This is a genomic window from Lipingzhangella rawalii (assembly GCF_031628175.1).
Classification (GTDB): Bacteria; Actinomycetota; Actinomycetes; order Streptosporangiales; family Streptosporangiaceae; genus Lipingzhangella_A; species Lipingzhangella_A rawalii.
Genome location: NZ_JAVLVT010000008.1, coordinates 1 through 19,228, shown reverse-complemented (window position 1 = coordinate 19,228; position 19,228 = coordinate 1). Strand labels below are relative to the sequence as shown.

Genomic DNA, 19,228 nt, shown 5'->3' with positions numbered 1-19,228 from the left:
ATGGCATGCCCCGGGCCCACAGCCAGGAACGGGCCGTGCCGATACCCGGAGGATGCCCCGCGCTCACCCGTCCCGTCACGCTGCCGGCGCCAATCGCGACATCCCGTTGATGACCCGATCCATCGCATCGCCACCATGGGGTTCGGTCAGATTCGCCAGCAGCTTGAGGGTGAAGCGCATCAACATTGGCTGGGGCAGGCCGTATTTGGTCGCGTACTTCATGAACTCCGGATTCCCGATCAGTCTTACGAAATAGCGACCCAGGGTGTAGTAGCCACCGTAGGTCTCCTGGAGAATCCGGGGGTAGCTCAGCAGGGTTCGCTCCCGGGACTGCACAGTCGGACGGCGCAACGCCTGGGCGATCACCTCGGCGGCACGGTGACCGGCCTCCATCGCATAGGCGATCCCCTCCCCGTTGAACGGATTGACCATGCCACCGGCATCACCGACCAGCAACAGCCCACGGGAGTAGTGGGGGACCCGGTTGAACCCCATGGGCAGGGCGGAACCACGCACCGGCCCGACCTGATTGTCCTCCCCGAATCCCCACTCCTCGGGCATGCTCGCGGTCCAGCGACGCAGGAGTTGCCGGTAGTCCACACTCTGAAAGGAAGAGGTGGAGTTGAGGATGCCCAACCCGACGTTGCTGGTCCCGTCCCCGACACCGAACACCCAGCCGTACCCGGGCAACAACACGTCCCGGTCCCCACTGCGGTCCCACAGCTCCAGCCAGGACTCCAGGTAGTCGTCGGTGTGCCGCGGGCTGGTGAAGTAGGTCCGGACCGCGACTCCCATCGGCCGATCCTCACGCTTGCGAATCCCGAGGGCCACCGAGAGACGGGAGGAGTTTCCGTCCGCGGCGACGACCAGGGGGGCGTGCAGGTCCACCGGTTCGCCGTCGGCACCGCGCGCACGCACCCCAATGACGCGGTTGGTTCGGTCTCCGATGATGGGCTGCTGCACATTGGTCTGTTCCCGCAACCGGGCACCGGCCTGCTGGGCGCGCTCCACCAGGATCTGGTCGAAGTCGTAGCGCGTACGAACCAGACCGAAATTGGGATACTCCCCCAGTTCGGGCCAGGGCAGCTCCAGGCGGACCCCACCTCCGATAATCCGTAGGCCGTGGTTACGGACCCACCCCTCGGTCGTGGTGTCGACGCCCATCGCGATCAGTTGCTTGACCGCGCGGGGAGTCAGGCCGTCCCCACAGACCTTCTCTCGGGGGAAGGTTGTCTTCTCGCACACCAAGACGTCCAGACCGGACTGGGCGAGATGGTAGGCAACGGTCGCGCCTGCGGGGCCGGCGCCGACGACGATAACGTCGGCGTCTGGTTCGATCCCGGCACGACCGGTAACGACTGTGTCGGATCTGGTGTCGCTCACGAGCCCATCCTGAGTTCTATGCATGCTGGACCCACGCGTTGTGGCTGGCGGGGAGTCCGGCCTCGGGTGTGTGCTGTACGGACGCAACCGGAGGCGACCAAAAGCACGAACACTTGTGAAGCCCTTCACAAACCCTCGTCCGCAGTCTAGACCTTTCGCCATCGCTCAGCGACCCCGCCCCCGGGCCGACGTTGAACACGAAGCGTAGTCAGGGCCGGACGTGGCAGGCCCTCGAAGAAAATCACAGGTCACATTGCTGACTCTCGGAGCATGGGCCTGCGGATGCCCGGATCATACCCACCGGTAAGCCACCATCCACCCGGGGCGTACGGCCCAACCACCCCGGTTGCTGGTCACCAGCACCGCCGGTAGGTCCCCAACGGACCAGGTGTCGGGGATCGTCGTGCCGCTGGGCGGATTCCGGGCCAGGCCGTCCACCCACCCAGGGGCCAGGCAGCGCAGCCCGTATTGCGGTCACCCCCGGGGCCGAGCACATCCGGGATCGACGGCGCCCGCCACGGCACTAGTGGCTGGTGGGCCGTGTCGCCCGATGCACGGCAACCGCACCGAGGCTGAGGTTGCGCCAGCGCACCGTGGTCCATCCGCTGCGAGTGAGCTCGGCGGAGAGCTGACGCTGGTCGGGCCAGGCCGCAATGGATTCGGGCAGGTACTCATACGCCTCCGGGTTGGGCGTGAGGCGGCGCGTGAGCAGGGGGAGGCCGATGCGGATACCGCGGGTATAGATCCAGTCGAGAACACGGCTGGGAGGGTGGCTGAACTCACACAGAACCAGTCGCCCACCAGGTTTCGTTACCCGGAGTAGTTCTTGGAGGGCAGCCTGGGTATCCACAACGTTACGCAGGCCGAAGGAGATCGTGACCGCGTCGAAGGTCTCGGCTGCGAACGGGAGATGAACGGCGTCTCCAGCCACACAGGTCACGCCGCGGCGGTTGGCTCCTCCTCTGCGCTGGGCCCCCACGGTGAGCATGCCCATGGAGAAGTCGCAGGCGATGACGCGAGCCCCACCCGCTGCGAAGGATTCGGAGGAGGTTCCGGTGCCGGCGGCGAGGTCGAGCACGAGTTCACCGCTGTAAGCCTCGAGTTCCCGGGCGACGGCCCGCCGCCAGATGCGGTCCTGCCCGGCGGACATGACGGTGTTGAGCAGGTCGTAACGCTGAGCGACCTGGTCGAACATGGTCGACACATCGTCGGGGTTCTTGGCGAGGTCGGGGCGGGTCATGGCGTCAAGCCTAGCTGTTGGCGCGGTCACTGCGGCTCGTCCCGGGCGACACGTCGACAGGGGTGCATCGCACACACCAGACCAATAATCACATAGTGTGCAAGACCAGAAACAATAGGTAAGCACATGGATATCGCGGCCAGAACTGTGTCGGAGGTGGCTCGTGCCACAGTGTCTCCTTACCCGCATCTGCGCGGTCGGCTGCACACTCTGCTTCCTCATGGTCCCATCCGCGGTGGGCACCCCGATCGCCGAGGCTGGAACCACCGCGTCCCTCGGGCACACCGCGGTCGTGGACGACGTCCCGGTCAGCTGGACCCCACACGTGGTGAACGGCAAGGTACAGGCGATCGACCAGGACGGGGATGTGGTCGTCGTCGGCGGGAACTTCGGGCACCTGCGCACCAACGACCACGACGACGTGATCGAGCAGCCGTACCTCTTCGCTTTCGACCGGTCTACCGGAGCGCTGCGTACCGGCTTTCGCCCCGACCTCGACCGGGAAGTCACGTCGGTCTCCGTCCGGGACGGCACTGTCTATGTGGGGGGATTCTTCACCACCGTGAATGGAGAACCGGCACGCGGCCTCGTGCGCCTGTCCTTGGACGACGGCCGTCAGGTGCCGGAATTCGCGGACACCACGATCGACGACGGACGTGTCTACGGGCTCGCCGAGCAGGACGGCGATCTCTACGTCGGGGGCTCATTCTCCAGCATCAACGGCGAGCAGCGGCAGGGCGTGGCCCGGTTGGACTCCAGCACCGGGGTGGTGGACCCGGCGTTCGACCTTCCGATCGGCCAGACCCGGGCCGGCTTCCTGCGGGTGCACAACCTCGCACTGAGCCCCGCCGGGGACCGACTGCTCATCAGTGGCCCGTTCCTGGAGGTGGATGGCGCGCCGCGTCCCCAGATCGCCATGATCGACACCACCGGGGACGAGGCGCGGCTGAGTTCGTGGGCCACGGACGCATTCACCGCGGAATGCGACTGGTCCCGGATGCACACCTACCTACGCCAAATGGACTTTGCCCCGGACGGCAGCTACTTCGTGGTGGTAACCACCGGCGCGCCCGTGGACCTGGGCGGCCTGTGCAAGACGGCAAGTCGCTGGGAGGTTGACGAGAACCCCGACGCCGAACCGACCTGGGTCAACCACACAGGCGGCGACTCCCTGTACTCCGTGGCGGTCACCGAGGCCGCCGTGTACGTCGGGGGGCACCAGAGGTGGTTGGACAACCCCGAGGGGGACAAGTCGGCCGGGCCCTCAGCGGTGGAGCGAGAAGGGATCGGTGCAATCCATCCGACACGGGGAACCGCCCTGTCCTGGAACCCCGGCCGGCAGCGCGGGCACGGGGCCGAGGAACTCACCGTCACCGACGACGGTCTCTATGTGGGAAGCGACACCGAATGGATCGGCGGGCGCTACCAGCCCCGCCTGGCCATGTTCCCAACCCGGTAGTGCACCCGCTGTTCCCGCTGGCGCGGCGCGTCACCCGGACGTGCTGCGCGACGAGTCCGGCGTTGCCGGTGACTCCACTGGCTCCACTGGCTCCACTGGCTCCGCTGGCTCCACTGACTCCACACTGCCGTCGGGGGCCTCCACACCGGTGGTCGTGCCGGCCTCGTCCGTGCCGGCCTGCGAGCTCGGGGTGGCCCGGGACTGGTCCACTCCCTGCCCGGCGGGCGCTGACCCCGGCGCCTCGGCGGAGGCGGTCTCCTCCGGTACGTCCTCCTTACCGGCCCCTTCCTCCAGCCGCCGCCCCAGGGATTTCAGTTCCCCGATCCAGGAAACGACCTGCGCCGACATCGCATCCCGATGCCGGGCGAGCAGGACGTAACTGGCCGGAGCACTGATCACGATCCCGATCAGGAAGGTCAGATAGCCGCGCGCTCCCAGGAGGTACGCGAGTCCCGACGCCGCCAGAAACAGCAGCAGCCGGGCCAGGGTGTACATCACAAAGTTCAGCATGCACCTGCCTCACAATGACGGGGGCCGACGCTCGCCGACCGGATGGATCCGGGCGCGGGGTGGGGCGAGCCACTCCGCCTGGAGGAAGTCCCCGAAAACCGCCCCCGTCGCGCCCGCGTCTCCTCCAGGATAGAGGGGGTGCAGCGCATCGACGCGGCACCCCCGGGAAAGGGCGTCGTCGCCGTCCATGTGGGGGTTCGATCCCTCCCAAAACACGATTACGTTCTAATCACGATGACCTCAATCGCCCCCGCTCCCCGCAATTTTTACGAAAACTAGGGAGGAAACGGACGCACTCAGGCACACTGGGGGAGCAACCGCCCGGACCGGGGCGGATGGACAGAGAGGGGGACAGTGACGGTGGAACGTACGAGTGAACGCCTGTTGACTCCAGGGGAGGTCGCCTCCCTCTTCCGGGTCGACCCGAAGACGGTGACCCGGTGGGCGGCTTCCGGGCGGATCAGTAGTATCCGCACCCCGGGTGGGCATCGCAGGTTCCGGGAAACGGAAGTGCGGGCACTACTCCACGGCGAGGCGGTGGAGCCGGCACACTAGGCGACCCGCTTCACGGCCCCAATCCGCAGCGCTCCTACAGACGAGAACGACGCCGACGGATAGGCTGGAAGAATGCTGTGGCTCTATGCGCTTCTAACCGTTGCCTTCACGGCGTTGTGGGTGTACGCGTTCTGTGACGCCCTCACGAGCCCTGGCTCGGAAGTCCGGAATCTGCCGAAGCTTCTGTGGCTGATCCTCATTGCGGTGTTCATGCACGTTGGAGCACTGCTCTGGCTGTTCTTCGGGCGGCCTCGCGAGACCGCGGCCGTCGCAGCAGAGGAACCGTCCGGACCGACGCCGCGGCAGCAGCCGCCCACACAGAACCTGAGTCCGGAGGACTTCTCTCGGCCCCGTGGCGCACAGAACCCCGTCGGCCCGGACGACGACCCCGAGTTCCTGCGGAAACTCAATAAGCGCATCAATCCCGACGAGTAGCGCCACTCGTCCTCCCCCTCGGGACGAACTGGCTGTGGTGGCCGGCTCCGGTAACGGAGCCGGCCACCAGGCGTTCGCAGTCCGGAGTAACGGGTCCGCTGGTTCGGGACACCCGTCAGCCGACCAGGGTGGACGTGGGGGCGGGTACGTCGTCCAGGGAAACACCCGACCATGGGATCAGGGACGACCAGCGCGTCAGCACGACGCCATCACCCGCCCTACGGTGGGCCATCTGCGCCACTCTCCGCGGCGGGATCCTCGTCGTGCTTCCCCCACACGAGCGGGCTATGCGTAGGAGTGCAGCCCACTGAACAGGTAGTTCACGGCGAAGAAGTTGAACAACAGGCAGGCGAACCCAGCGAGGCTGATCCAGGCCGAGCGGGGTCCGCGCCACCCCGCGGTGGCGCGGGCGTGCAGGTAGGCGGCATAGATGATCCAGGTGATGAAGGACCACACCTCCTTGGGGTCCCACCCCCAGAACCGTCCCCACGCCTCGTCCGCCCAGATCGCCCCGGCGATGATGGAGAACGTCCACAACGGAAACGCGAACACGATCAGGCCGTGGGCCAGCCGGTCCAGCACCTGGGAACTCGGCAGCTGCCCGGCCACTCCGGTCACCACCTCGCCCGCGGCGCGACGAAGCTCGGCGCGGTGCGCCAGCAGATAGGCGATCGTGGTGGACCCGGCGACCATGAACGCCCCCGTCGCCACGATGGCCGCGGAGACATGAATCGCGATCCAGTAGGAGTCCAACGCGGGGATGAGCGGCCCCGCTTCGTTGTACAACCACCGCGCGGCCACCCCGAGCAGGATGAGCACCGGAACCAGGACGAACACCCCGAGGAACCGGGCCTGGTGCCGCAGGGCCACGTACAGGAACGCGGCGACCGCCCCGAAACAGATGGCAACCACGAACTCGAACATGTTGCCCCAGGGCCACCGCTCTGCGGCGAGCCCCCGAGCCACGATCTGGAGGAGGTTACAGACCAGGCCGAGTCCGACGACCACGAGACCGAGCGTGCCGACCCAGTGTCGGGGGGCTTTCACCTGGGACGGAGTCTCCCGGAGCCGCACCTCGAGGTCGTCGGGTTCGTCACCGCCCCCCTCCGATGTGCCGGAACCGCCGACGGTCGCCGGCGTCCTGGACCGCAGGGTGGTTCGTTGCCCGTAGGCCGCCTCGACGGCGAACAGCAACAGCCCCACCGCGTAGGCGACGATCATGGCGAGCACCATGGTGTCGCTGAGCGCAGACAGGCTCCACGAGTCCGCGATATCCACGGGCAGTACCTGCACCCCGGATCAACTCCTTGTCACTGGGACGCGCGGGAGTCTCCGCGCAGTCGGTTTCGAAGCCGGGTCGTGACCGCGTGGAAGTCCGCGGTGACCTCGGCATGGTCCGTCTTGCTGAGCCCGCCTACCTCGACGACCGTCTCTGCGTCGGCAGTGTCGGCGCGGTGAACACGGATCCAGCAGCGGCGTGGCCGAACGAGAAGCGTCAACAGCAGGGCCGCCACCGCTACCGAGGACGCCACCAGCGCAGGAACGCGCCCCGGGTCGCTGGTGACCTCCATGCTGATGTACTCGCTGTAGCCCGTGAACGTTATCGTTCCGGCTCCGTCCGGAAGCTCCCAGGTGTCCCCGACCCCCAGCGCGGTCGTGGTACCGATCTCTTCCATGAACTCGGTCTGGAGCTGGTACACGGACTGGGACTCCCCCGAATCCAACCCGAGGTCGCCCTGGTAGGCATCCAGGGTGACGATGGGGTCCCGTGGTGCGGGAAAGTCCGAGATCAGTTCACCGGCGGCGTTCTCGGTTGGGGACGGGAGAAAGACCCCCCGGAAGCCCAGCTGTTCCTCGGATGTGTCCGGAACCTTCACCACGCCCTCGGAAGCGATCATGTCTTCGGCCTCGGGGCTGGGAAGGAACGGCACCGCCTGGTCGAAAACCACCTCACCCGTGGCATCGGTCACGGTGAACTCGGGGGCGTAGCCGTGTCCCAGCAGGTAGACCTGGGCTCCCTGCACCGACAGGGGATGGTTCACCTCGAGGTCGTGGTACTGCTCGGGCCCGTCCGGTGTCTCGCGGTACCGCAGCTCGGCCGTGTAATTCTCGGCCTGTCCACGCAGTTGACCGTCCTCGACGAAACTCGCCTCGAAGTCCTCCAGCCAGAAGGTGAAGGGTTCGAGATCGGCGGAATCCACGGCGGCACCGGGATGGAACGCGTCGTAGGAGGGCACCGCGTTCGCGAATCCATCGCCCTCGACGACGAGCATGTTGCCGCGGTAGCCGAGCAGGGAACCCGCCGCCAGGGCGACCAGCAACCCGACGAGGGATGCGTGGAACAGGAGGTTCCCCGTTTCCCGGAGATATCCCCGCTCCCCGGCGACGTGGTCCGTGGAGGTACGTACCCGATGGCCCCGGAGGGTCCGACGCGCCTCCGCCAACACGGTGTCGGGGCTCGCGGTGGTGGTGAACCTGGCCGAGTAGGGAAGGCGTTCGAAGTGGCGCGGGGCCGCTGGCGGGGGGCTCCGCAGGGCACGCAGGTGGGTGCGCATCCGCGGGATGACGCAGCCCACCAGGGAGGTGAACAGCAACAGGTAGATCGCTGCGAACCAGGGGGACGAGTACACGTCAAACAGGTAGAGCTGATCCAGCCAGGGCGCCAGCTCGGGATAGTCGACGTAGAAGTCGTCGACCTGTTCCACGCTCACGGTGCGCTGCGGCAGTGCGGAGCCGGGGATCGCGGCGAGCGCCAGCAGGAAGAGCAGCACCAGCGCGGTGCGCATGGTGGTGAGGTGGTTCCACGCCCATCGCAGCCAGGCTCGCGGGGAGAGCTTCGGCGGCACCGAGGACGCTGTGGCCTCGGTCGCCGCCGAGGACCGGGATGAAGACGGAGTGGGGGTCACGTCAGATCACCATCACGAAGCTCGACGCCCAACGCTGCATAACCGCGTTCAGCTCCATCCACACCCCGGTCACCATCAGCAGGCCGATCAGTACGAGCATCCCGCCACCGATCGCCAGTACGGTGCGGTAATGCCTCTTGACCACGGCGAACGCCCCAAGGGCTCTCCGGTAGGCGACCGCGCCCAACAGGAACGGAACCCCGAGCCCGAGGCAGTAGGCGAATGCGAGCACCGCACCGCGTTCGGCACTGCCCTCGGTGAACGCCAGGGTCTGCACCGCGGCCAGGGTCGGTCCGATACACGGAGTCCACCCGAGCCCGAAGACCACCCCCAGGAGTGGCGCTCCGGCCAGTCCGGCCCTGGGCAGCCAGCGGATCCGCATCTCCCGGCCCAGGCCCGGCAGCAATCCCGCGAACGCCAGGCCGAGGACGATCGTCACCGCACCAAGGACGCGTGTGATCGGGTCCATGTAGTCGAACAGCAAGCCGCCGAGTCCGCCAAGCAGCGCGCCGGTGGTCATGAACACGGCCGTGAACCCGGCAATGAACAGCAGACTTCCGGCCAGCATGGTGCCGCGGTGTCGCTGGAGGACCTCATCGATCGGGGCGGCCGTCGTGTCCTGCCCGCCGGAGACCCCAGCCTCAGGACTCGGCCCGGCCGGGGGTGTCGCACCGGCGGGCTGGGCGGCGGGGCGGGGCCGCTGGCCGGCCATGTCCACGCCGGAGAGTCCGGTGACGTACGACAGGTAGCCCGGGGCGAGCGGCAGGATGCACGGGGAGAAGAAGGACACCAGCCCGGCCAGGATGGCCAGCGGGATTGCCAGGATCATGGACCCGTGCAGCACTGTCTCCATGATCATTGGCCGCCCCCGCGGGCGAACGCGGAACCGGCCGCCGTGTTCGATCCGTCCTCGCCGTCGAGGATCGACTCCAGGAGTTCGGAGAGGGTACGGTAGTCACTCGCCCCGATGATCCGGCCGGCGATCCGGCCCTCGCGGTCGATGACCAGGGTGCTGGGGACCGCCTGCGGCGGGACGGTGTCCCGCAGTGTCTGTGGAATCTCGCCCGGCTGGTCGTACAAACTCGGGTACGGCACCTCGAAGTTGGACTCGAACGACTGCGCCGCGTTGCGGTCGTCTTTGATGTTCACGCCGAGGAAGGTCACTCCGTTCTCGGCGTTTTCCTCCCGCACCTCCTGAAGCACGGGCTTCTCCGCGCGGCACGGAGCGCACCAGCTGGCCCAGAAGTTCACGACGACGACGTCGTCACCACCGAGTTCCGACATCGACAGCTGGTCGCCGTCGAGCGTCTCCCCCTCAATGTCGGGGGCCTCCTCCCGCTCATCAGGGGAGTATTCGGTGGCGACACCGTCACCTTCGATGTATCGGTTGTCGGCATCCCCGGACTCGACGTCCATACCGGCACAGCCGGAGAGCAGCCCCACCGTCACGAGGACGGCGGCCAACCGCTCGGGACGGCCCAGGTCAAACCCATGCAGCGACCGCAAACGACAGCTCCCAGGTCGTGAACGAGAACAGCGACAGCGCACGCCACTGTCAACGACAAAGTGTAGTAGAGAAGCCTGGGTAGCTACGGGTGCCCCGGGGGGAGCGACACGGGACGGGCACAGGACCCACGCACAACCTCCCTCGGGGCGATGGGCGGGGTTCACATCGCCCCGGGAAACCTACACGCGTGCTATCCGGCCTCGACGAACGCCTCGCGCAGGTAGTCGTGTACGGCACGCTCCGGCACCCTGTAGGACCTCCCGACCCGAATTGCGGGCAGCGCTCCGGAGTGCACCATCCGATAAACCGTCATCTTCGAGACGCGCATGATCGTGGCAACCTCAGCCACGGTCAAGAACCTGACCTCTTCCAGCGGAGCCTTACTCCCCATCATCACGACGCCCTCATTTCCGGACGTGAGTACTGTCGTCCCTGCCTGCCTCAACGTGGCGAATCCCCGATGCACCCCCCGTTGAAACCTTGTCCGGGGATACATGGGTCTCACCGCCACGCTGCGGTGTCCTTCAGTAACTACCGACACGTCCGATTTCAGGGTAGGTCGACGGTCACTGCTTTTAAAGGAGGGATTGTCTGTCCGCGCAGCTATGCGCACCTTACGACGTGCACAAACGAGCGTGGCCCCCAACAGTTGGAACCGGGAAACCGGGATCGCCGCGACTACAGCCCGGCCCGGTGCAGAACGTAGCTCGCGAGTGGCTCGTAGTCGGATGTTGTGTACCCGTCGTCCAGCGGGACGGCAACGTTGATCCGGCCTTCGGCCTCGCCCACGAACAGGCCGGGATCGTTGCAGTCGGCGAATCCGATGACGTCCAGCCCCGCCTGACCGGCCGCACCCGCGAAACCGTGGTCGGCGACAACCATGTCCGGCCAGTCCTGACGGTCGAGGGCACCGAGAATCCCGTTCATTCCCTCGGCATGGTGACTGTGCCGCGGCTCGTGGCCGTCACTCACGAAGGCCACTCCCTCGTCCCAGGTGACCACGCGGCGCCGCGGTCCCTGACGGTCCCGGTCCTGCTGGTACTCGTAGCCCGCACCCGCCACCACCTGGCGTGCCCCGCGCTCCGCCAGCGCCCGTGCCCACACCTGGTAGGTCCCCAGCAGGCTTCCGGGATGTCCCGTCGCGAACATCACCCGCTCACCACGCTGGGCCGCCTCGCCCATCCGGTCCGCGGCAGCCTCCAACGCGTCCACCGTGCGTTCGGGGTCGATCGTGTCCACACCACGGGTGTAGTCCTCGTCCGGAACCACGCCACAGCGCTTCGTCATCAGCTGCAAAATCTCGGGATAGCTCCAGCTGCGGTCGAAGCGGAGCCCCAGTGCGTAGTAGGGGTTTCCCTCGGCCAGCCGTCGGTAGTGGCGCAGGTTGTCATCCCGAGGCGTCGCCACACTTCCGGCGATTCCAGACCGGACGAGATAGCGGATCAGGCCGTCACGGGTCGGGGGCGTCACCGGGGTCTCCCTTACAGGTTCGGGTCAATACCATGGCATGGAAAGACGGCTGTTCGGGTTGCCTGGATCGCCCGGTCGACCGGATCGTCCGGATCGTATCCCGCTTCGAAGGGTGTGTGGGCGGCCGTGCGCCCATCCGTCATCTGGGTGGGCGCGACCTCACCGGTTCGCTCCGCCACCAGCTCGCGCCAGCGCCGTGGCGTCTCAGTGTGCGGATCGATCGGCTGGTCGGCGGCCTGTGCCAGCAGGTGGGTCCAGGCTCGTGGCACGACCCGGACCAGTTCGTAGCCGCCACCCCCGAGGAGCACCCACCGTCCTGCCGCCGTCTCCTTGGCAAGGCGGTGAATGGCCTCGTAGGCGGTGCGTTGGCCATCGACGCTCAGGGTCAGGTTGGCGAGGGGGTCCAGCGCGTGGGTATCGCATCCCTGCTGGGTGACCAGAATCTCGGGCTGGAACTCCTGGAGCAGCGGGGGGACCACCGCGTGGAACGCCCGTAGCCAGCTGCTGTCGTCGGTGCCCGCGGGCAGCGCAACATTGACGGAGTACCCTTCGGCCCCGCGCGCTCCCAGCTCGTTGGGCATTCCCGTCCCGGGGAACAGGGTCAGTGGTGACTCATGCAGGCTGATGGTCAGCACACGCGGGTCGTCGTAGAACATGGCCTGCACCCCGTCACCGTGGTGCACGTCGATGTCCAGGTAGGCCACGCGCTTCGCGCCCTGCTCCAGCAGCCAGGCCACGGCGATGGCCGGATCGTTGTAGACACAGAATCCCCAGGCGTGCTTGGGCATCGCGTGGTGCAGTCCACCGGCGATGTTGGCCGCGTGTTCGGCCTCTCCGGTCCACACGGATCGGGCCGCGGCGATCGATGCCCCTGCCACCAGGGCCGAGGCATCGTGCATGCGGGAGAACACCGGGTTGTCGGGTGTTCCCAGGAAGTACGGATCGTTGGGTTTGAGGGTCTCCCCCGACAGCCGAACCGCGTCGATGTAGCCAGCGTCATGGACCAGTTCCAGCTCCCGCTGGGTCGCTGGTTCGAAGCTGGTGCGCTGCACGTCGGGAGAGTCGAAGACCCCCAGCTCCTCGGCCAGCGCCATCGTCAGCTCGACGCGCACCGGCGCAAGAGGATGCTGCGGGCCGAAGTTGTACTGCGTGAGCCCGTCATCCCACGGCACGCGCAACGAGCAGCCCATCAATCCTCCACAACCCGCGGTGGGCGATGCCGATGACCCACGACGACCCACACAGCGACAGCAACCGGTGACGGACGCGATGTAACCACAGCCGTCACCGTCACCGTAGCGGACCGGTGTGCGCCGGCCACAGCCGCCCCGAACTCCCGGACACTCATCCCTCGGACAGCTGACGGCTGCGATTCCCGGCTGCCTCGATCGCATTGGTGAAGGCCGCGCGCACGCCGTCCCGTTCCAGCTCCCGCAGCGCGGCGGCCGTGGTCCCGCCGGGCGAGGTAACCGCCTCCCGCAGCATGACCGGGTGTTCCCCGGACTCACGCAACATCTCTGCCGCCCCGGTGATGGTCTGGCTGACGAGGTGTTGGGCGATGTCGCGGGGCATCCCCATCGCGACCCCGGCTTCGACCATGGTTTCGGCGACGAAGTAGATGTAGGCCGGGCCGCTGCCCGAGATCGCCGTAACCGTGTCCATGTGCCGCTCCTGGACCCGCACCACGTCGCCGACGGTGCGCAGCAGCCGCTCCGTGCGGTCCAGGGCCTCGGCAGTCGCGTGTGTCCCGGCGGCCAGGGCCGTCATGCCGACACCCCGCAGCGCCGGAGTGTTGGGCATCGCACGGACCACGGCGACCTCGCCCCCCAGGTGTTTCTCCAGGACGTCGGTGGTGACCCCGGCGGCCACCGAGATGACCAGGTGCCGCGAATCGACCACTCCGGAGAGCTCGTTCAGGAGGGCGACCATGTCCTGGGGTTTGACCGCGAGAACGAGGGTGTCGGCACGGCGGGCCGCCGTGGCCACGTCCACGGACTCGACCCCGAACCGCTCCCAGAGGTCCTGGGCGTGCTCCCGTCGGGACTCGGTAACCAGCACGTCCGCCGGGGTGTATCCCGTCCCCAGGAAACCGGCGAGCAGGGCCTCCCCCATCTTTCCCGCACCGACTATCGCGATCATCGAACCACCCTCCTGGACTTGTCATCCACGGTAGCGGGACTCACCGCCGTCCCGAGCCAGACCGCCGGAAGCGGCTCGTCGATCGGTGGAGCCCGCGCCACTCCTCCCCGAACGCCCGGGGAGGAGTCAGCCGATCTGGCTGACGGTACCGTCCACGTGCACCTGCCACAGTCGGGCGGGCGTCGCCGTCGCGGCCCGGTGCTGGGTGTCACCTGCGGAGACGATGCGTTCCCGTGTGTGTGCCGATTCGGTCTCGCCGCGGGCCCCCGCGAAGTGCAGTCGGGTGAATGCCAGCGCCTCGGCCAGCTCCAGTTCCCGCGCCTCTCGCCCCTCGGACTTGCGTGTACTGACCTCCAGCACGATCTGCCGGCTGTATCCACTGGTGGCGAGGTGTTCCAGCAGCTCCGCACACGGCTGGTTCCCGTGCCCGGGGATCAGGTGCTCGTCGAGGTTCTGTCCGCCGACCCCGTCCGCGAGGTGGATATGGGACAGACGACTCCCCAGTTGTTTGGCCATGTCCATCGCGTCCGATCCGGACATGGCGGTGTGCGAGAGGTCAAGGGTGACGTCCGGATAGTCCCGCTCCACCGGATTCCATCCCGGCGAGTACGGAACGACCTCCGTCCCGCGCATTCGCACCGGGTACATGTTCTCCACGGCGAAGGTGACATCGGTTTCGTCCTGCATCCGCGCGATCCCGGTTTCGAAGTCGCGCGCGTAGTCGCGTTGCCAGCGAAACGCCGGATGGACGACCACGGTCGAGGCTCCGAGCGCCTCCGCCATCTCCTTGGAGCGCAGCAGCTTCTCCCAGGGGTCCCGTCCCCAGACGCGTTGGGTGAAGATGAGACACGGTGCGTGCACCGCCAGCACGGGAATCCGGTGATAGTCAGACAGTCGACGCAGCATGTCCACGTCCTGGCTCACCGGATCGCTGTGCACCAGGACCTCGATCCCGTCGTAACCGAGCCGCGCCGCGATCTCGAACGCCTCCGGGGTCCGTTCCGGAAACACCGAGGCGGTCGACAGAACAACGGGAGCGTCGGGTACGTGGATTGCGCTCACCCCACCAACTGTATTCCCTTCGGCGGGCAGAGCTGCCGTGGCGGAGGGCCGGCCCCGGAAAGCGGCCTCTGGTCGAACGGTGGGGCGTACCGCTGTGCAGTGGCACGCCCCCGATCACCCCTTCGGCGCACCACCTCAGCCGCGGGGCGAACCGGCGTTGAGTGGTGCCTCCACAGCCGCGGTGACCCGGTGTGCGACGGCCTCCATGCCGGCCGCGTTGGGGTGCACCGGTGCGGCCGGGGAGGTCACACCGAATCCCTCGACCCACTTGTCGCCCGGGGACTGGCAGATGTCGTGTCCACGCTCGGCAACGTCCACGAACCGGGCTCCGGCCGCGGTGGCCACCTGGTCGAGCTCGTCGTTGAGGGCGGTCTGAATGCCGTCCAGATAGCCGACGTCTCCCGCGGCGATGGGCTCCCGTGGCCAGCAGCCCTCCTCCTCGGGCAGGATGCGCAGGTAGCCGACCACGGCCACCGTGGCATGGGGGCTGCGTTCGGTGATCGCGTCCAGGACCTCGGCGACCGCTGTCCCCACCTCCGGGACTCGTTGCGTGAGCTCGTCCCCACCGTCGCTCTCCTCGAAGTGGCTCCGGCAGGGGTCTCCGTGCGGGTCGAGTGCGCTGCGGGTGGAGCACGTGCGCACCACGTCCGCGAAGCCGAGATCGTTGCCTCCGATCCCGAGAGTGACCAGGTCAGTGTCTTCGGTGAGCGCGTCCAGCTGCGGATCGTTCTGTCCGAGGGTGAGGCGTTGCGGCTCGAACATGTGCTCGGTGGTGGCCGATGCGCAGCTCACGTCGTCCACCTCGTCGACGTCGAGAGCCTCGGCCACCAGCGCGGGATAGTTGTTCGTCGAGCGCAGGCACAGGGCGGGGCTGCCGTGGGGACTGGGCACCAGGGGGCCTGCGGTGAAGGAGTCTCCCAGGGCCACATAGCGCAGCGCCTCGCGGTCGAGGTCGGAATCGGGGTCGGCGGCGCCGTCCACCTCGACGGAGACATCGGTGGGAGTGGCCTGGACAGCAACACTGACACCACTGCCGTGCACGCCCGACTCCGGTTCGGTGTCGCCCGGTGGGACCTGGGTGGCGGTATCTGCCTGGGCGGGGCTGGAGGTGAGGGCAACCAGCACGCATGCTACAGCGGGGCCGAGTAGTGCTACACCGGGCGCGGGGCGGGGTGGGAGGGTCGAGCCGCCCCTGCGGACTGCCCGACGAATGAAGAACTCCTCGTGTTTATGCATGCGCGAATCGTAGCTATTCGGGTGCGTCCGGCAGGCGCGCAACGCCACGGAACCGGGTGGGAGTCCGCGACGAACCGGAGGGTGGACGACGACCCAGGATGTCGTCTGCGGCGGCTAGCGTACTGCCATGAGTCGTAGTGCGAAGGCGAAGACGCAGTTTCGGTGCAGCGAGTGCGGATGGACCGCGCTGCGGTGGGTCGGCCGCTGTGGCGAATGCCAGGCCTGGGGCACCGTCGAGGAGATCGACGCCGCCCCGTCGGGGGACGTTGCCCCCGCCCGGGTTGGTCACCCCGCTCGCCCCATCGCCGATATTGACGTGGAGTCCGCACACGCTGCCCCCACCGGCCTCGACGAACTCGACCGTGTGCTCGGCGGCGGCCTGATCCCCGGTGGGGTGATGCTTCTGGCCGGGGAACCGGGAGTCGGCAAGTCCACCCTCCTGCTGGAGGTTGCGGCGCTCCAGGCGGATCGTGCTCCCGTGCTGTACGTCACCGGGGAGGAGTCTCCGGGGCAGGTCCGGTTGCGGGCGGACCGTCTCGGCGCGCTGGCACCACAGCTGTATCTCGCCGCGGAGAACGACGTGGCTGCCGTTCTCGGTCAGGTGGACCGGGTCCAGCCACGTCTGCTCATCGTGGACTCGGTGCAGACGTTCACCGCTCCGGATGTCTCCGGGACACCGGGGGGCGTCACCCAGGTGCGGGAAGTGTCCGCGGCGCTGATCCGATTGGCCAAGTCGCGGGGGATCGCCACGGTGCTGGTGGGACATGTCACCAAGGACGGCGGGATCGCCGGGCCGCGGGTGCTGGAGCACCTGGTGGACGTGGTGGTGCAGTTCGAGGGAGATCATCATTCTCGTCTGCGCCTCCTCCGGGCCGCCAAGAATCGCTACGGGCCAACCGACGAGATCGGCTGTTTCGAGCTCACCGAGTCCGGGATCATCGGGCTGCCCGATCCCAGCGGACTGTTTCTGACCCGCCGCAACGAGCCGGTGTCGGGCAGCTGTGTGACCGTCACCCTGGAAGGGCGGCGTCCACTCATTGCGGAGGTTCAGGCACTCGTCGCCCCAACCGGAATGCCCCAACCACGACGGGCCACCTCGGGGCTGGACTCCTCTCGGGTCGCCATGGTGATGGCGGTGTTGGAACGGCGTGCGCGCCTACGCGTCGGGGGCGCGGACGTCTATACCTCGACGGTGGGAGGAGTTCGCCTGGGCGAACCCTCGGTCGATCTCGCCATGGCCCTGGCCCTGGCCAGTTCGCACACCGACGTCCCCCTCCCCCGTGCCACCATTGCCATCGGTGAAGTGGGCCTTGCCGGGGACGTGCGGGCCGTGGGTGGGGTGCAGCGGCGGCTCGCCGAAGCGGCGCGTCTGGGGTTCACCCGTGCGATCGTCCCGCGGCTCAGTGAGGAACCGGTTCCCGGGATCGACGCGGTCGGAGTGGACGACCTGGGGCAGGCACTGCGGGCCACCCTGCCGGCTGAGCAGCACTGACGCACCGTCATCCCACTCGCTGCACAGGCGCTGCGAGCAGCTGTGCCTTAGACTGGCCCAACACAGCCATCCGCTGCGGGGGAGTCATTGGCGCCACATGCACGTTCGACAGTGCGCCGCGGGGGACAGTCACCTCGCTGGCGGAGCGGGATCGCCGAGGGAGACCGCTCCGCACTTGCCATGCTTGCTCCCGGGACGATGCTGCGGGACGCACTGGACCGGATTCTGCGGGGACAGACCGGGGCCCTGATCGTGCTGGGGCACGACGCGACCGTGGAGTCCATCTGCACCGGGGGATTCACCCTCGATGTCAAACCGTCGGCCACCCGGCTCCGGGAGCTGGCGAAAATGGACGGGGCTATCGTCCTGGACACGGACCGCAACCGGATCGTCGGTGCGGCAATCCACTTGGTGCCGGATCCACGTATTCCCACCGAGGAGTCCGGCACCCGCCACCGGACCGCGGAGCGGGTCGCCCGTCAGACCGGGTTCCCCGTGCTTTCGGTGAGCCATTCCATGCGGACCGTCGCACTGTACGTCGAGGATCGGCGCTACGTGGTGGAGGACTCGACCTCCCTGCTGTCTCGGGCAAACCAGGCTCTGTCCACCCTGGAGCGGTATCGCTCCCGTCTGGACGAGGTTTCGGGTGAACTGTCCGGACTGGAGCTGGAGGATCTCGCCACAGTGCGCGACGTGGCCGCTGTTGTACAGCGGCTGGAGATGGTGCGTCGTATCTCCACGGAGATCGAGGGTTATGTGGTGGAGCTCGGATCCGACGGGCGCCTGCTCCAGCTGCAACTGGACGAGCTGACCCGCGGGATGGACACAGAGCTGGACCTGACACTGCGGGACTACTGCGCGATCCCCCTGGTGGACAATCCCGGGGGTGCGGGCTCCAGTGGCAGGCCCCGGCAAGCCCTCACCCAGCTGGGGCGGCTCTCGGCCAGCCAACTGCTGGAGCTCGCCTCCGTGGCCGAGGCGCTCGGCTTCGAGGGACCCGACGGCTTGGACCAACCGGTCAGTCCGCGGGGATACCGGCTCCTCGCCCGGGTGCCACGTCTCCCCCAGCCCGTGGCCAGCCGCCTGATCTCCCACTTCGGGGACCTACGCAAAATCCTCACCAGTACCGTCGACGACCTCCAGGCGGTGGACGGCGTGGGCGAAACCCGGGCCCGCGCGGTGCGGGACGGTCTGAACCGGCTGGCGGAGAGCTTCATGCTGGAACGCTACGGCTAGGGCGTGGCTTCTTGGGGTGGGAGCGAGGTTGGTCCTGGCGTGGCGACGTCGGCCCCGCCCCCGATCCCGCTGGCCGTCGTGCGGGGGAGCGTGTTCTCCCCGGCAGCGGGATGTGCCCCACGGCCTACCGAGCCGCCACCCCGCTGGCCGTCGTGCGCGGGAGTGCGCTCCCCCGGGTAGCGGGAGACCCCCCACGGCCACCACCCCCCACCGCTGGCCGCTGGGCTGGAGTGTGTGTTCCCCCGGGTTGGGGGAGACGGCCCACGGCCACCGTCACCCCCACCGTTGGCCGTCGTGCGCGGGAGTGCGCTCCCCCGGGTAGCGGGAGACCCCCCACGGCCACCACCCCCACCGTTGGCCGTCGTGCGCGGGAGTGCGCTCCCCCGGGTAGCGGGAGACCCCCCACGGCCACCACCCCCACCGCTGGCCGCTGGGCTGGAGTGTGTGTTCCCCCGGGTTGCGGGAAACGCCCCACAGCCACAGCCGGCCCCACCGTTGGCCGTCGTGCGGGGGAGCGCCGCGGGGACAGGACATCACGGGTGACCACTGTGGCGCGACGCCGCCGGCGGCCGAGACGGTGCGTGCTCCTAACCAAGCG

General features: G+C 68.0%; 18 protein-coding genes. 5 read left to right on the top strand and 13 right to left on the bottom strand.

Annotated elements, in window-relative coordinates; translation table 11 throughout:
- Window positions 1-75: 75 nt before the first annotated feature.
- Together RIF23_RS15670 and RIF23_RS15665 are read right to left on the bottom strand one after the other, a co-directional pair.
- Window positions 76-1,383, bottom strand: coding sequence for a geranylgeranyl reductase family protein (locus RIF23_RS15670; RefSeq protein ID WP_310913304.1), 1,308 nt, complete (start codon window positions 1,381-1,383; stop codon window positions 76-78).
- A 523-nt stretch (window positions 1,384-1,906) separates the two neighbouring features.
- Window positions 1,907-2,623, bottom strand: coding sequence for a demethylmenaquinone methyltransferase (locus RIF23_RS15665; RefSeq protein WP_310913303.1), 717 nt, complete (start codon window positions 2,621-2,623; stop codon window positions 1,907-1,909).
- Window positions 2,624-2,786: 163 nt separating this feature from the next.
- On the opposite strand from RIF23_RS15665, the gene RIF23_RS15660 reads away from it, so the two are divergent.
- Complete coding sequence (locus RIF23_RS15660) at window positions 2,787-4,082, top strand: hypothetical protein (protein WP_310913302.1); 1,296 nt, start codon at window positions 2,787-2,789, stop codon at window positions 4,080-4,082.
- 30 nt (window positions 4,083-4,112) lie between these two features.
- Here RIF23_RS15660 and RIF23_RS15655 read toward each other — a convergent pair whose 3' ends face one another.
- Window positions 4,113-4,592 (bottom strand): DUF4229 domain-containing protein, encoded by a 480-nt coding sequence (locus tag RIF23_RS15655; RefSeq protein ID WP_310913301.1) that lies wholly within the window; start codon window positions 4,590-4,592, stop codon window positions 4,113-4,115.
- A gap of 354 nt (window positions 4,593-4,946) precedes the next feature.
- Here RIF23_RS15655 and RIF23_RS15650 point away from each other — a divergent pair, with 354 nt between their 5' ends.
- Window positions 4,947-5,147, top strand: coding sequence for a BldC family transcriptional regulator (locus RIF23_RS15650; protein WP_310913300.1), 201 nt, complete (start codon window positions 4,947-4,949; stop codon window positions 5,145-5,147).
- A gap of 72 nt (window positions 5,148-5,219) precedes the next feature.
- On the top strand, window positions 5,220-5,582 hold the full coding sequence (locus tag RIF23_RS15645; RefSeq protein WP_310913299.1) for a PLD nuclease N-terminal domain-containing protein: 363 nt from the start codon (window positions 5,220-5,222) through the stop codon (window positions 5,580-5,582).
- 285 nt (window positions 5,583-5,867) lie between these two features.
- Here the strand turns inward: RIF23_RS15645 and ccsB are convergent, their stop codons facing one another.
- The 10 genes from ccsB to RIF23_RS15595 all read right to left on the bottom strand — a co-directional run bounded on the left by ccsB (window position 5,868) and on the right by RIF23_RS15595 (window position 15,902).
- Window positions 5,868-6,875: a c-type cytochrome biogenesis protein CcsB gene (ccsB, locus tag RIF23_RS15640; protein WP_407659483.1), complete on the bottom strand. Its 1,008-nt coding sequence runs from the start codon at window positions 6,873-6,875 to the stop codon at window positions 5,868-5,870.
- A gap of 17 nt (window positions 6,876-6,892) precedes the next feature.
- Window positions 6,893-8,488, bottom strand: a complete 1,596-nt coding sequence (resB, locus tag RIF23_RS15635) for a cytochrome c biogenesis protein ResB (protein ID WP_407659482.1) — start codon at window positions 8,486-8,488, stop codon at window positions 6,893-6,895.
- A gap of 1 nt (window position 8,489) precedes the next feature.
- A complete protein-coding gene (locus RIF23_RS15630; RefSeq protein WP_310913298.1) occupies window positions 8,490-9,347 on the bottom strand; it encodes a cytochrome c biogenesis CcdA family protein in 858 nt (285 codons plus the stop codon).
- The gene (locus tag RIF23_RS15625; RefSeq protein ID WP_310913297.1) at window positions 9,344-9,994 is read right to left on the bottom strand and encodes a TlpA family protein disulfide reductase; all 651 of its coding nucleotides are present in this window, start codon (window positions 9,992-9,994) and stop codon (window positions 9,344-9,346) included. The genes RIF23_RS15630 and RIF23_RS15625 overlap by 4 nt, the downstream gene beginning before the upstream one ends.
- Before the next feature lie 191 nt (window positions 9,995-10,185).
- Window positions 10,186-10,389, bottom strand: a complete 204-nt coding sequence (locus tag RIF23_RS15620; protein ID WP_310913296.1) for a helix-turn-helix domain-containing protein — start codon at window positions 10,387-10,389, stop codon at window positions 10,186-10,188.
- A gap of 284 nt (window positions 10,390-10,673) precedes the next feature.
- Window positions 10,674-11,465 carry a phosphatase gene (locus tag RIF23_RS15615; protein ID WP_310913295.1) on the bottom strand — a complete coding sequence of 264 codons (792 nt, stop codon included), beginning with the start codon at window positions 11,463-11,465 and terminating at the stop codon, window positions 10,674-10,676.
- An 11-nt stretch (window positions 11,466-11,476) separates the two neighbouring features.
- Entirely contained in the window at window positions 11,477-12,655 is a 1,179-nt protein-coding gene (locus tag RIF23_RS15610; protein ID WP_310913294.1) for an acetoin utilization protein AcuC, read from the bottom strand.
- Between the two features lie 154 nt (window positions 12,656-12,809).
- The gene (gene proC / locus RIF23_RS15605; RefSeq protein ID WP_310913293.1) at window positions 12,810-13,604 is read right to left on the bottom strand and encodes a pyrroline-5-carboxylate reductase; all 795 of its coding nucleotides are present in this window, start codon (window positions 13,602-13,604) and stop codon (window positions 12,810-12,812) included.
- A gap of 126 nt (window positions 13,605-13,730) precedes the next feature.
- Window positions 13,731-14,666, bottom strand: a complete 936-nt coding sequence (locus RIF23_RS15600; RefSeq protein ID WP_310913292.1) for a sugar phosphate isomerase/epimerase family protein — start codon at window positions 14,664-14,666, stop codon at window positions 13,731-13,733.
- 135 nt (window positions 14,667-14,801) lie between these two features.
- On the bottom strand, window positions 14,802-15,902 hold the full coding sequence (locus RIF23_RS15595) for an SGNH/GDSL hydrolase family protein (RefSeq protein ID WP_310913291.1): 1,101 nt from the start codon (window positions 15,900-15,902) through the stop codon (window positions 14,802-14,804).
- A gap of 127 nt (window positions 15,903-16,029) precedes the next feature.
- Here RIF23_RS15595 and radA point away from each other — a divergent pair, with 127 nt between their 5' ends.
- Together radA and disA are read left to right on the top strand one after the other, a co-directional pair.
- On the top strand, window positions 16,030-17,394 hold the full coding sequence (gene radA / locus RIF23_RS15590) for a DNA repair protein RadA (protein ID WP_310913290.1): 1,365 nt from the start codon (window positions 16,030-16,032) through the stop codon (window positions 17,392-17,394).
- Window positions 17,395-17,481: 87 nt separating this feature from the next.
- Window positions 17,482-18,630, top strand: a complete 1,149-nt coding sequence (disA, locus tag RIF23_RS15585) for a DNA integrity scanning diadenylate cyclase DisA (protein WP_310913289.1) — start codon at window positions 17,482-17,484, stop codon at window positions 18,628-18,630.
- Window positions 18,631-19,228: the final 598 nt, after the last annotated feature.

Coding starts and splice junctions, on each gene's coding strand:
- RIF23_RS15645 (WP_310913299.1), top strand. CDS start 5,220: ATGCTGTGGCTCTATGCGCTTCTAACCGTTGCCTTCACGGCGTTGTGG.
- RIF23_RS15595 (WP_310913291.1), bottom strand. CDS start 15,902: ATGCATAAACACGAGGAGTTCTTCATTCGTCGGGCAGTCCGCAGGGGC.
- RIF23_RS15610 (WP_310913294.1), bottom strand. CDS start 12,655: ATGGGCTGCTCGTTGCGCGTGCCGTGGGATGACGGGCTCACGCAGTAC.
- proC (WP_310913293.1), bottom strand. CDS start 13,604: ATGATCGCGATAGTCGGTGCGGGAAAGATGGGGGAGGCCCTGCTCGCC.
- RIF23_RS15655 (WP_310913301.1), bottom strand. CDS start 4,592: ATGCTGAACTTTGTGATGTACACCCTGGCCCGGCTGCTGCTGTTTCTG.
- RIF23_RS15620 (WP_310913296.1), bottom strand. CDS start 10,389: ATGATGGGGAGTAAGGCTCCGCTGGAAGAGGTCAGGTTCTTGACCGTG.
- RIF23_RS15665 (WP_310913303.1), bottom strand. CDS start 2,623: ATGACCCGCCCCGACCTCGCCAAGAACCCCGACGATGTGTCGACCATG.
- radA (WP_310913290.1), top strand. CDS start 16,030: ATGAGTCGTAGTGCGAAGGCGAAGACGCAGTTTCGGTGCAGCGAGTGC.
- RIF23_RS15630 (WP_310913298.1), bottom strand. CDS start 9,347: ATGATCATGGAGACAGTGCTGCACGGGTCCATGATCCTGGCAATCCCG.